General features: G+C 68.0%; 9 protein-coding genes. 6 read left to right on the top strand and 3 right to left on the bottom strand.

Features of this window, described 5'->3' with window-relative positions; all coding sequences use genetic code 11:
• Positions 1 to 19 precede the first annotated feature (19 nt).
• Both dprA and plsY read right to left on the bottom strand, forming a co-directional pair.
• Positions 20 to 1,147, bottom strand: a complete 1,128-nt coding sequence (gene dprA / locus I603_RS01420) for a DNA-processing protein DprA (protein WP_232305210.1) — start codon at positions 1,145 to 1,147, stop codon at positions 20 to 22.
• Positions 1,148 to 1,187: 40 nt separating this feature from the next.
• Positions 1,188 to 1,769, bottom strand: coding sequence for a glycerol-3-phosphate 1-O-acyltransferase PlsY (plsY, locus tag I603_RS01415; RefSeq protein WP_068862034.1), 582 nt, complete (start codon positions 1,767 to 1,769; stop codon positions 1,188 to 1,190).
• A gap of 112 nt (positions 1,770 to 1,881) precedes the next feature.
• On the opposite strand from plsY, the gene murI reads away from it, so the two are divergent.
• The 6 genes from murI to I603_RS01385 all read left to right on the top strand — a co-directional run bounded on the left by murI (position 1,882) and on the right by I603_RS01385 (position 9,623).
• A complete protein-coding gene (murI, locus tag I603_RS01410) occupies positions 1,882 to 2,676 on the top strand; it encodes a glutamate racemase (protein ID WP_068862033.1) in 795 nt (264 codons plus the stop codon).
• Positions 2,677 to 2,843: 167 nt separating this feature from the next.
• Positions 2,844 to 4,064, top strand: coding sequence for a 5-aminolevulinate synthase (gene hemA / locus I603_RS01405; protein WP_068862032.1), 1,221 nt, complete (start codon positions 2,844 to 2,846; stop codon positions 4,062 to 4,064).
• An 83-nt stretch (positions 4,065 to 4,147) separates the two neighbouring features.
• A complete protein-coding gene (locus tag I603_RS01400; protein WP_068862031.1) occupies positions 4,148 to 4,840 on the top strand; it encodes a nitroreductase in 693 nt (230 codons plus the stop codon).
• A 100-nt stretch (positions 4,841 to 4,940) separates the two neighbouring features.
• The gene (locus tag I603_RS01395; protein ID WP_084439754.1) at positions 4,941 to 6,884 is read left to right on the top strand and encodes an alkyl/aryl-sulfatase; all 1,944 of its coding nucleotides are present in this window, start codon (positions 4,941 to 4,943) and stop codon (positions 6,882 to 6,884) included.
• Between the two features lie 90 nt (positions 6,885 to 6,974).
• Positions 6,975 to 8,444 carry a DUF1800 domain-containing protein gene (locus tag I603_RS01390; protein WP_068862030.1) on the top strand — a complete coding sequence of 490 codons (1,470 nt, stop codon included), beginning with the start codon at positions 6,975 to 6,977 and terminating at the stop codon, positions 8,442 to 8,444.
• Between the two features lie 6 nt (positions 8,445 to 8,450).
• Positions 8,451 to 9,623 carry a DUF1501 domain-containing protein gene (locus I603_RS01385; protein ID WP_068862029.1) on the top strand — a complete coding sequence of 391 codons (1,173 nt, stop codon included), beginning with the start codon at positions 8,451 to 8,453 and terminating at the stop codon, positions 9,621 to 9,623.
• A 28-nt stretch (positions 9,624 to 9,651) separates the two neighbouring features.
• On the opposite strand, the gene I603_RS01380 is transcribed toward I603_RS01385, so the two are convergent.
• Positions 9,652 to 11,766: a TonB-dependent receptor plug domain-containing protein gene (locus I603_RS01380; RefSeq protein ID WP_068862028.1), complete on the bottom strand. Its 2,115-nt coding sequence runs from the start codon at positions 11,764 to 11,766 to the stop codon at positions 9,652 to 9,654.
• Positions 11,767 to 11,839 lie beyond the last annotated feature (73 nt).

The raw sequence follows: 11,839 nt of genomic DNA, 5'->3' as shown, positions 1-11,839 counted from the left end.
GCTTGTGCAAGCGGAAAGCCTAGCTTGCCAGCCGCACCGTGCCGTCGGATTCGCGCACCAGTTCACCGGCCAGCTCCATTTCGAGCAGCGCCATGTTGACTTGTGCAGGGCTCGCGCCCGATTGCCGGACCAGTTCATCAATGGTGACGGGCGCGTTGGTAAGCAGGCACCCGACATCGCGCGACAGATCGGCACGCGCCTCGCCCCAGTCGAGCTTGGCGAGTTCGGAATAATCGAAATCGGCCGCCCCATCGCTGACCCTGAAGCGCGAGCGCGGCGCTCCGGTGAAGCTCTGGAGCAGTTCCACCACCTCCTCGGGCGTCTGCACCAGCACCGCACCTTCGCGGATCAGCTGGTTGCAGCCCAGCGCCCGCGCATCGAGCGGGGAGCCGGGGATCGCCATGACCTCGCGCCCCGCTTCGCCCGCCAGCCGCGCGGTGATGAGGCTGCCCGATTGCGGCGCGGCCTCGACCACCAGCGTACCGAGCGCGAGCCCTGCGATAATGCGGTTCCTTGAGGGGAAATGCCGCCCGCGCGGCTCGGTGCCGGGGGGCTGTTCGGCGATCAGCAGGCCTTTGCTGGCGATGCGTTCCTGCAATTCGGCGTGTTGCGGGGGATAGGTGATGTCGATCCCGCTGGCGATCACGCCGATGGTCGCGGGAAACGCGCCCTCATGCGCCGCGCCGTCGATGCCGCGCGCAAGGCCGGAGACGACGGTGAAGCCCGCCTCGGCAAGGCCGGAAGCGAAATCGCGGGCCAGCTTGACCGCCGCAGCGCTGGCGTTGCGCGCGCCGACCAGCGCGACGCAGGGTTGGGATGCCAGCGCCAGCCTGCCCCGGCAGGTAACGATCGGCGGCGCTGAATCGAGTTCGCCCAGCAGCACGGGATAATCGGGCTGGTCGTGGAACAGGTAACGCGCGCCAGCTGCGCGCACCGCCAGCACCTCGCGCTCGATGCTATCCGCGCTGGCCGGGCGGTATGGGCCCCTGCCCCGGCTGGCGAGATCAGGCAGCGCATCCAGCGCCGCGCCCGCGCTGCCGAAGCGGGCGATGAGCTGGCGATAGCTCACCGGGCCGATATTGGGCGAACGCAGCAGGCGGATGCGCGCAAAGGCTTCGGCCTGCGTCAGTTCGGACTTCGAGAGCATCGGCTGCGACCCCTGTTGCTCCATCAGATGGCGTCCGCCGTCATGTTCCGCCCCCCACCTTCGGCTCCTCCCCGCGCATCAGCCGGGAGATATTGGCGCGGTGCTGGACGATCACGATCGCGGCAATCGCAATCAGCGGGGCGATGATCTGCGCAAAGCCCATGCCCCACGCCACCAGCGGCGCGGCGATGACGCTGACCAGCGAGGAGACGGAGGAAATCCGGCTGATCGCGAGGCTCGCCACCCAGATCATCGCGCACACAAAGAACGCGGGGAAAGCCAATGCGCCGAGCGCGCCGGCGGCGCTGGCAAAGCCCTTGCCGCCCTTGAACTTCAGCCAGGGCGTGAAGCAGTGCCCGGCCACCGCGGCGACCGCCGCCACGCCTTCGGTGCCGCTCCACAGCGCGCCCGCGATCAGGATCGGCACCACCGCCTTCGCCGCATCGAGCAGCACGGTCGCCGCTGCCAGCCCCTTGTTGCCGGTGCGCAGCACATTCGTCGCCCCGATGCTCCCGCTGCCGATGTTCCGCACGTCGCCCAGTCCCGCCGCGCGGGTCAGGATCAGGCCGAAGGGGATGGAGCCGAGCAGAAAGCCGAGCACGGCGGCGAAAACGAAATCCATAGAGCCCTTCCCGTTGGTGCTGAGCTTGTGGAAGCACCGCACTTCTTCTAGCGGACTCTAACTAGAGAAAAACGGCCCTTCGACAAGCTCGGGGCGAACGGATTTGAGAGACTTGGACAAATCCTCCCCCATCCTGCTGTTCGATTCCGGCGTCGGTGGCCTCACCGTTTACGACGCGCTGCGCGACGTCCTGCCCGATGCCCCGGTGATCTACGCCTCCGACCTTGCAGGCCTGCCCTATGGCACCAAGACCGAGGCGCAGATCGCCGCGCGCGTGGCCGGGCTGCTGGGCCGGATGGCCGAGCGCTACCAGCCGCGCCTTGCCTGCATCGCCTGCAACACCGCCTCAACCATCGCCTTGGGCATGGTGCGCGATGTGCTGGAGATCCCGGTGGTCGGCACGGTCCCGGCGATCAAGCCCGCCGCCGCGCTGACGCAGAGCGGCACCATCGGCCTTGTCGGCACCGAGGCGACGATCCGGCAGGCCTATGTCGACGAACTCGAACGCGAGTTTGCCGAGGGCAAGCGCCTGCTGCGCATAGCCGCGCCGGGGCTGGTCGAGGCGGCCGAGGCCAAGCTGCGCGGCCAGCCGGTCGATCCGGCAGTGATCGCGGATGTGCATGACCGGCTCACCGCGATGGCCGGTGACGCGCAAATCGATACGCTGGTGCTCGCCTGCACTCACTTCCCGCTGCTGGCCGGGGAACTGGGCGAGGCTTTCGGGCCTGGAGTGCGGCAGGTGGACGGAGCGCAAGGCATCGCGCGGCGCATCGCGCACCTGCTGTCAGGGCAGAGCTTCGCTGCCAGCGGCCCCAATCGCTTCATTGTCACCGGGCCGATGGCCGGTGCGGCCGGGCTCGAAGCCGCGCTCGCCGCACGCGGGTTTGCGCCGCCAGAGATCTTCTGAGCGATCCCGTTGCGCTGCGAGCGAATCGCAAAGATCGCGGGTGGTCAAACCGATCACCCTTACCTAGATAACCGCGAAACTTTCCCCCGGTTTTCGGGTTATGGGACCATCGGCCGGGCATTCCAAGGCACCGGAACCATCCCCGCCCGCGAGACAAAGAGACGCGCGTGAATTACGATCAGATCTTCGACCAGGCGATCGACCGCCTGCATGAGGAAGGCCGCTACCGCGTCTTCATCGACATCATGCGCAACAAGGGCGCCTTTCCCAACGCCCGCTGTTTCCACGGCCATAACGGCCCCAAGCCGATCACCGTGTGGTGTTCCAACGATTACCTGTGCATGGGCCAGCACGAAAAGGTGATCGGCGCGATGGAAGCCGCGCTGCATGATGTCGGCGCCGGATCGGGCGGCACCCGCAACATCGGCGGCAACACCCACCTGCATGTCGAGCTGGAAGCCGAACTGGCCGACCTGCACGGCAAGGACGCGGCGCTGCTGTTCACGAGCGGATATGTCTCGAACGATGCGACCCTGTCGACGCTCGCCAAGCTGCTGCCGGGCTGCGTGATCTTCTCCGACGCGCTGAACCACGCCAGCATGATCGCCGGCATCCGCAATTCGGGCTGCGAAAAGCGCGTGTTCCGCCACAATGACGTGGCGCATCTGGAGCAGCTTCTGGCCGCCGAAGACCCCGACACCCCCAAGCTGATCGCCTTTGAAAGCGTCTATTCGATGGAGGGCGACGTCGCCCCGATCCACGCGATCTGCGACCTGGCCGAGAAATACAACGCGCTGACCTATATCGACGAGGTTCACGCGGTCGGCATGTACGGCGCGCGCGGCGGCGGGATTTCGGAGCGCGATAATGCCGCGCACCGCATCGACATCATCGAAGGCACGCTGGGCAAGGCCTTCGGCGTGATGGGCGGCTATATCGCGGCGTCCTCAAAGGTGGTGGACTGCATCCGCTCCTATGCGCCGGGCTTCATCTTCACGACCTCGCTCTCGCCGGTGCTGGTGGCGGGCGTGCTGGCTTCGGTGCGGCACCTCAAAGCGAGCAGCGCCGAGCGCAATGCGCAAGCGCGCGCCGCCGCCCTGCTCAAGCTGAAATTCGCCGAGGCCGGCCTTCCGGTGATGGATTCGGTCACCCACATCGTGCCGCTGATGGTCGGCGACCCGGTCAAGGCAAAGCGCATCAGCGACATCCTGCTGGCCGAATACGGCGTCTATGTGCAGCCGATCAACTTCCCCACCGTGCCGCGCGGCACCGAGCGCCTGCGGTTCACCCCGGGGCCGCATCATACCGAGGCGATGATGGACGAGCTGACGAGTGCGCTGGTCGAAATCTGGGACCGGCTGGAGCTGGAACTGCGTCAGGCGGCCTGATCGCCCTCGCCTTGCCGTAGCGGACTTTGTGACAGCGCGCGGCTGGGCTAGTCCGCTCCCGAACACAGATTCGGGAGAGAACAATGGGCGGCACGCCTGACCAGACCTATGCCGAAGTCGTCCTCGGGCGGCGCAGCATCCGCGGCTATCTCGACAAGCCCGTCCCGCGCGCGCTGATCGAGGAGGTGCTGGCAATGGCGATGCGTTCGCCTTCCTCGATGAACACCCAGCCCTATCACTTCCACGTGATCACCGGCGAACCGCTCGATCGCATCCGCAAGGGCAACACCGAACGCATTCTCGCAGGCGAGCCCGATAGCCGCGAGTTCCGCAAAGGCCACCCGTTCCAGGGCGTCCACCGTGACCGGCAGGTGGGCTGCGCGATCCAGCTGTTCGAAGCGATGGGCATCGGGCGCGACGACAAGGAAGCGCGCCAGGACTGGGTGCTGCGCGGCTTCCGCCAGTTCGATGCGCCGGTGTGCGTGATTGTCACCTACGACAAGGAATTGTCCGACGCCGACGACACCGTGTTCGATTGCGGCGCGGTGACCACGGCGCTGGTCAACGCCGCGTGGAGCAAAGGGCTGGGCTGCGTGATCAATTCGCAAGGCATCATGCAATCGCCGGTGGTGCGCGAACATGCCGGCATCCCCGAGGATCAGGTGATCATGAAGGCCGTGGCGATGGGTTGGCCCGATCCCGACTTTCCGGCGAACCCGGTGAAGATCACCCGCCGCGAAGTAAGCGAAGCGGCGCGCTTCGTCGGCTTCGACTGAGGCTCACGGACGGCTTGCCCGATTCCCGATTGCCGCATCCCCGCTTGAATCCCCTCGCCCGCGCGGGCATCACGGCGGGGGGACAAACGGGGAGAGGGATATGCGCAGAACGGTTGCGGCGATGGGTGCCGCGCTTGGGTTGATGATTTCAGGCAGCGTGACGGCGCAGACCGCGCCCTCGGCCGCCACCCGCGACGCGCAGGAAGCAGCCGCCAGCACGCTCCCGCCCGAAGGCGCGCGCGACGGCGATTTCGTCACCCGCGGATTCATCGCCACCCTGCCCGATCCCGTCATCCGCAATCTCGCCGGAGAGCCGGTCTGGAACCTCGATGCCTATGGCTTTGTCGATGGCCCTGCTCCGGCGAGCGTCCATCCCAGCCTGTGGCGGCACATGCGCCACCTCAAGCACCACGGGCTTTACCGCGTCACCGACAATATCTGGCAGGTGCGCGGCTTCGATCTCGCCAACATGACGATTATCCGGGGCCAGACCGGCTGGATCGTGATCGACCCGCTCACCAGTGTCGAGACGGCCAAGGCGGCGATGGCGCTGGTCAACCGCGAGCTGGGCGAACGGCCAGTCAGCGCGGTGATCTATTCGCACAGCCATGCCGACCATTTCGGCGGCGTGCGCGGTGTGATCGATGCGGGCGATGCGGCGGCAGGCCGCGTCGCGGTGCTCGCGCCGGACGGCTTCATGGAAGAGGCCACGTCTGAAAACATCATGGCCGGGGGCGCGATGCTGCGGCGCGCGGCCTACCAGTTTGCCACCGGCATGACGCCGGGCCCGCAGGGGCAGATGGGCAGCGGCATCGGCATGGCGGTTTCGGGCGGAACACTGTCGCTGATCGCGCCGACCGATACTATCGCCGCGACCGGAGAGACGCGGATGGTGGACGGCGTGGCGCTCGAATTCCAGATCGTCTCGGGGTCCGAGGCCCCGGCGGAATTCAACGTCTTCATCGCGCCCGAAAGGACCTTCCTCGCCGCCGAGATCGCGACCTGCACCATGCACAACATCCTCACCCCGCGCGGGGCCAAGGTGCGCGATGCGCGGGCCTGGGCGCATTATCTCGATGAGGCGGCGATCCGCTATGCCCCGCAAAGCGACAGGGTCATCTCCAGCCATTGCTGGCCGATCTTCGGGCGGGCGGAAGGGACGGCATGGCTCACGGCGCAGCGCGACAATTACCGCTATCTCCACGACCAGACCGTGCGCCGCATGAACCGCGGCGAGACGATGGCCGAAATCGCGGAAGGCCTCAGCCTGCCCGACGATCTGGGCGCGGAGTGGTCGACCCACGGCTATTACGGCACCTACAGCCACAATGCGAAGGCGATCTACCAGTTCTATCTGGGCTGGTATGATGCGGTGCCCGCCAACCTCAACGCGCATCCGCCGGTAGAGCGTGCGCTGCGCATGATCGACGCCATGGGCGGCGCTGAACGGGTGCTGGCGCTTGCCCGCAATGCCATGGCAGGGGGCGATTATCGCTGGTCGTCCGACCTGCTCCAGAACCTTGTCTTTGCAGAGCCCGGCAACGCCGCAGCGCGCGCGATGCTGGCGGAAAGTTACGAACAGCAGGGCTATCAGGCGGAGAGCGCGATCTGGCGCAACCAGTTTCTTGCAGCGGCTGCCGACCTGCGCGGCGCGGGCGCGCGCCGGGCGGCGACCCAGAGCACCGATCTGATCGCGGGCGTGGCGACACAGGAACTGCTCGATTCGGCGGCAACCCGCTTTGCCCCCGAACGCTTCGGCGCGCGGCGGCTGACCATCGCCATCGAGCTTACCGACCGCAAGGAACGGGCCGTGATCGAGGCCAATGGCAGGGTGATGATCGGGCGGGTCGGTTCGCTTCCGGTGCAGCCCGATGTCACCCTGCGCGGTCCGCGCGCGCTGCTGCTGGCGCTACTGTTTCTCAAGCAGCCGGTGGCGATGATGCAGGGTGCCGGGCTTCAGGTCGAAGGCGATGCGGCCGCGATGCAGGCGCTGGTCGATGCACTCGATCCGATGCCGCAGGGCTTTGCCATCGTCGAGCCGTAAAAACTCGGAGCCGCGCGAAGGGTACGCGCACGCGCTGCGTTTGGAGGCACAAGAGCAAGCAAACCGCGCAGCAGCCGGGAAAGGGGAGTCATGAGTCCGGTCAGCATTGCCCTAAACCGCTTCGGCTATGGGCTTGCGCGTGGCGAGCAGCCCCCCGGCGATCCGCAGACCTATCTCCTGCGCCAGCTGGATGCCTATGATCCGGCCCCGCGCACCATAGCAGCGCGAGCAGGGACCCGCGGCAAGACCGGCGAGATGCTGGAATTGCTGCGGAGCCTGCGACGAGAGATGCAGCAGGCTGGCAAGACGGGCATGGGCGGGACGGTCATGGCAGGCCCGATGAACGACATGGCACAGGATAACCCCCGCGCCGCCGCACTCGCCGGCCTGCCGCCCGAATATCGCGCGAAGTTTCTCGAAGCGCGACGCGTGCTGATCGACGATCTGGCCGTGCGGGTGAATGTCGCTACCGCCAGCCCCGCCCCGATGGTCGAGCGGCTGGTGCATTTCTGGTCCAACCATTTCAGCGTCTCGGTCGGCAAGCCCGGCACCCAGTTCGAAGCCGGGCCGCACGAATTCGCGGCGATCCGCCCGCATGTGCTGGGCCGTTTTTCCGACATGCTCAAGGCGGCTGCATTGCATCCCGCAATGCTGCTCTATCTCGACCAGTTCCAGTCGACCGGACCGGGATCGCCGTTCCAGCAGCGGCGCGGGCGGCGGGCAGCGCAGGCAGGCAGGCGCGGCGGTCTTAACGAGAACCTCGCGCGCGAAATTCTCGAGCTGCACACGCTGGGCGTGGACGGCGGCTATTCACAGGCCGACGTGACCGAGCTCGCCCGCGCGCTGACCGGATGGACAGTGCCGGGGATCGGGCGGGTCGGGCGTTTTGCCGAAGATCAGCCCAATGGCGCGGCGTTTGTCGCTCTGGCGCACGAGCCGGGGTCGCGGCAGATCATGGGCCGCCGCTATGCCGCCGGCGGGCCGGACCAGGCGCTGGCGGTGCTCGATGATCTCGCCGCGCATCCGGCGACCGCACGGCACATCGCCAGCAAGCTCGCGCGGCATTTCGGCGGAGACACGCCGCCCGCCAGCCTTGTCGCCCGGCTGGAGGCCGATTTCCTGAAGACCGGCGGGGATCTGGCGAGCCTCACCCGCACTCTGATTGCCGCGCCCGAAGTCTGGGTGCCCGGCCCGGTCAAGTTCCGCACGCCGTTCGAATGGTTCATCGCCGCCGCGCGTCTTTCGGGCATGGATGCCTTGCCGCCGCAGCGCATCGCGCGGGTGCTGAACGAGCTTGGCCAGTCGCCCTGGCGCGCGCCCTCGCCTGCCGGCTATGACGATATCGCAGCCAGCTGGGCCGCGCCCGACGTGCTACTGCGGCGGGTCGAACTGGCCGAGCGCATGGCGCAGGGCGCGCCGGCCGAGGATGTCCTCGCCCGCGCCGAAGCCGCTTTTCCCGATGCCCTGAGCGACACCACGCGCACCATGCTGAAGCGCGCCGAAAGCGGGCGGCAGGCGCTGGCGCTGCTGCTGGTATCCCCTGAAATGATGCGGAGGTAGGCCGACATGCTCACCCGTCTCGATCGCCGTACATTGCTCGCCGGTTCGCTCGCGCTGGGTGCCAGCGGGCTGGCCCTGCCGCGCATCGCGCTGGCGCAGGGCCAGGGAACGCACAATCTGCTGTTCGTGCTGCTGCGCGGCGCGGCGGACGGCATGGCGATGCTCGCGCCGGTAGGCGATCCGGGCCTTGCAGCGCTGCGCGGGGCGAGCCTCGACGATTATGCCAATGCCCCCCGGATCGGCAGCTTCTTCGCCCTCCATCCGGCCTTTGCCGAGGTCGGCAAGGCGGTCGAGGCAGGCGAAGCGCTGTTCGTCCACGCGGCAGCTACCGCTTATCGGGAACGCTCGCATTTTGACGGGCAGAACCTGCTGGAGACCGGAGGGACCGCGCCCTATGCGACGCGCGACGGCTGGCTCAACCGGCTGGCGGGACTGCTGGGCGAAGCGCACAAGGGCGAGGCGCCGCGCGCGCTCGCCGTCGCGCCTTCCGTGCCGCTGGCGCTGCGCGGGGCCGCGCCGGTATCGAGCTATGCGCCCTCCGCCCTGCCCGATGCGAGCGAGGATTTCATGGCCCGGGTGGGCGCGCTCTACGAGGCCGACAGCGAGCTTGCCGGCCTGTGGTCGCGCGCGCTCGAAACCCGCGCGATGGCGGGCGACGATGGTCTCAGGAACCTGCGCGATGCCAGCGCCAACGGCGCGCTTATCGCCTCGCTGATGCAGGGGAAACGCGGCGCGCGGATCGCGATGATCGAGATCGATGGCTGGGACACGCATGCCAACCAGCGCGGCACCTTTGCGCGGCAAGCCCGCGGGCTCGATGCGCTGCTGGCGGCCTACAAATCGGGCATGGGCGAGGCATGGCGCAACACCATGGTGCTGGTGGCTACCGAGTTCGGCCGCACCGCGCGGCTCAATGGCACTGGCGGGACCGACCACGGCACCGCATCAGCGGCGATGATCCTCGGCGGCGGGGTGCGCGGCGGGCGAGTGATTGCCGACTGGCCGGGCCTGGCTGCAGGCCAGCTTTACGAAGGCCGCGACCTTGCGCCCACCACCGCGCTCGAAAGCGTGCTGGCAGGCGCTCTGGCCGAGCATTTCTCGCTCGACCCGGCACGGGCGCTGGGGCGGCTGTTCCCGGGACGGGCTGCGACGCCGCTGGCCGGGATCGTGCGGGCCTGACCCGCCTCTCCCGGCCAGCGCCGCGCGCTCAGAAGCGCGCGGTCACCCGCACCCAGCCGCCGCGTCCGACACCCGGCAGGCGTTCGCCCACCGGAACATCCGACGCGCCGACCCGGCTGCGACCCGCAAGGTGCGGTGCATAAGCCTCGTCAGACAGGTTCTCGACACCAGCCTCGAGTGCCAGCCCCTCGGCAAGGGCATAGCGCGCAAACAACCCTATCGTGGCGAAAGCCTCGGACGCGTCCTCGCCATTGCTTGCCGCCACGCGGTCCTGCGCGGCCGCGGCAAAGAGTTCGGCACCCAGCGAGAGCCGCTCGTTCGCCCAGACCGCCGAAAGCCGGAGATTGGCAGGCGGGACACGATAGAGATTGTCGGTCACGTCCCGCCGCTGTCCGCGCACAAGGCTCGCGGTGCCCGCCAGTTCGACCTGCGCCACGGGGCGGATGCTGAAGTCGAGGTCCGCGCCGTAAAGCTCCGCATCGGTGTTGGCGAAACGCAGCGGCGTGGGATCGCCGTTGATGTTCGCAACCATCTCGACCGTGCTGTCGATCACGCCGATCGTGGCATCGAACGGCACGCCCTGGATGAAGTCGTCCACGCGGCGATAGAACAGCGTCGGGCGGATCGTAAGCCAGTCACCATCATAATCGAACCCGGCTTCCGCGATCCACGCGGTCTCGGGCCTCAGCGCCAGATTTCCGACATAGATGTTCCCGTCGGCCAGCCCGAAGCTTGCCTCGGTCGGGAGCCAGCCGAACCGTTCGAGCACGCTCGGCACCCTTTCCTTGCGCGCCAGGGTGACACGCGGCGTGAAGGCTCCGAGCGGGGCCCAGCCGCGCAGCACGACATCCACAGTGGTGTCCGCGTCCTCGCGGTCCGCAGCGGTAAAGGCTGCGGCGAGCGCCCGCGGGCCCATCGGCACGGCAGCGCCCAGCCGCGGCGCGCCGACCGATTGCTCGGTGCGGTCGATCCGCGCCCCCGCCTCGAACTCCATCGCGCCCAGCCCGCCGCGCCATTGCACGAAGGCACCGATCCGGTCGGAGCGGGCATCGGGCTGGCTTTCGATGAAGAAGTCGGGATTGAACGGATTGGTGATGGTGACGAACTTTTCCGTCAGTTCCGCGTCGCCGCCGATCTGGACATAGTTGCCCGCAGTGCCGAACCGCAGCGAGGCCTCGGCCGTGGTGGTATCGGCATCGGCAAAGGTCGCCCGCGCGCGCATCGGCGGGGCGGCGGGCTGGCGGGTGGTCTGATTGTCCATCAGGTGCCGCACCGCGACATGGCCGAGCCGCAGATTGAGCGTCACGTCCTTGGCAATCTCCCCGCGAAAGCCGCCCTGCACGAAGTCGGTATCGAAATAGACAATGTCGAGCGCGAAGGGCGGGTTGCCCGAAGGATCGGTCTCGCTGCGGCGATATTCGACGAAGAGCTCGCCCGGTCCGGTGCGGAAACCGGCGTGGACGCCGTAAAGGTTGCGTTCGAAGGACGTGCCGGTGGCCGTGCCGCCGGGGAAATCGTAGTCATCCCCCTCCTCGCGCGCGGCGATGACGCCAAGACGCCAGGTTTCGTTGGTCAGCCCGGCCATGCCGCCCACGGCATAGCTGTCATCCACGCTGCGATACTGTGCGGCGGCGCGCAGTTGCGGGGTGAGGCTGGCGCTGTCGGTGAATTGCGCCTGCACCAGCTCGGCATTGACCGCGCCCGAAAGCGCCGGGCCGATACTCACCGGCGCGACCCCGCGCGCGACCTCGATCCGGTCGACGAGGATTGACGGCGCATAATGCAGCGGCGGGTCCATGGCATTGGGGCCGCCGGTGGCAAAACGCTGCCCGTTCACGCGCCCCAGCACCCGCTCGCCAGCCAACCCGCGATAGGACAGCTGGCCCGAAAGCGCGCCATTGCCGAAGATGTCGCCCCCCGGCACGCGCGCGGCGATCGCGGCGGCATCGGCAGGCAGCGCGATCTGCTGCGGCGGAGCGATGCCATCGGCGCTGATCGCCTCTGCGCGGCGGGCGGTGACGATGATCGTATCGGTCAGCAGCGCATCTGGATCGGTGGATGGGGGATTGTGCTCGGCCGCAGCAGGAACGGCGGCCAGCATGGCGGCGGCGCCGAGGCACCGCCTGAAGTTACGCGAATTCATGATGATAAGTCCAGCTACTCCGCCCAGCGCGGTCCGTGATCGGGGACAGCGCCAGCGGCCCGGGAAGCTCCCG

Origin of the sequence: Erythrobacter dokdonensis DSW-74 (assembly GCF_001677335.1) — a bacterium.
Taxonomy (GTDB): domain Bacteria; phylum Pseudomonadota; class Alphaproteobacteria; order Sphingomonadales; family Sphingomonadaceae; genus Erythrobacter; species Erythrobacter dokdonensis.
Note: the sequence above shows the minus strand (reverse complement) of the source record. Positions and strands in the feature narration are given on the sequence as shown.

Coding starts and splice junctions, on each gene's coding strand:
- I603_RS01385 (WP_068862029.1), top strand. CDS start 8,451: ATGCTCACCCGTCTCGATCGCCGTACATTGCTCGCCGGTTCGCTCGCG.
- plsY (WP_068862034.1), bottom strand. CDS start 1,769: ATGGATTTCGTTTTCGCCGCCGTGCTCGGCTTTCTGCTCGGCTCCATC.
- I603_RS01395 (WP_084439754.1), top strand. CDS start 4,941: ATGCGCAGAACGGTTGCGGCGATGGGTGCCGCGCTTGGGTTGATGATT.
- dprA (WP_232305210.1), bottom strand. CDS start 1,147: ATGCTCTCGAAGTCCGAACTGACGCAGGCCGAAGCCTTTGCGCGCATC.
- I603_RS01400 (WP_068862031.1), top strand. CDS start 4,148: ATGGGCGGCACGCCTGACCAGACCTATGCCGAAGTCGTCCTCGGGCGG.
- I603_RS01380 (WP_068862028.1), bottom strand. CDS start 11,766: ATGAATTCGCGTAACTTCAGGCGGTGCCTCGGCGCCGCCGCCATGCTG.
- I603_RS01390 (WP_068862030.1), top strand. CDS start 6,975: ATGAGTCCGGTCAGCATTGCCCTAAACCGCTTCGGCTATGGGCTTGCG.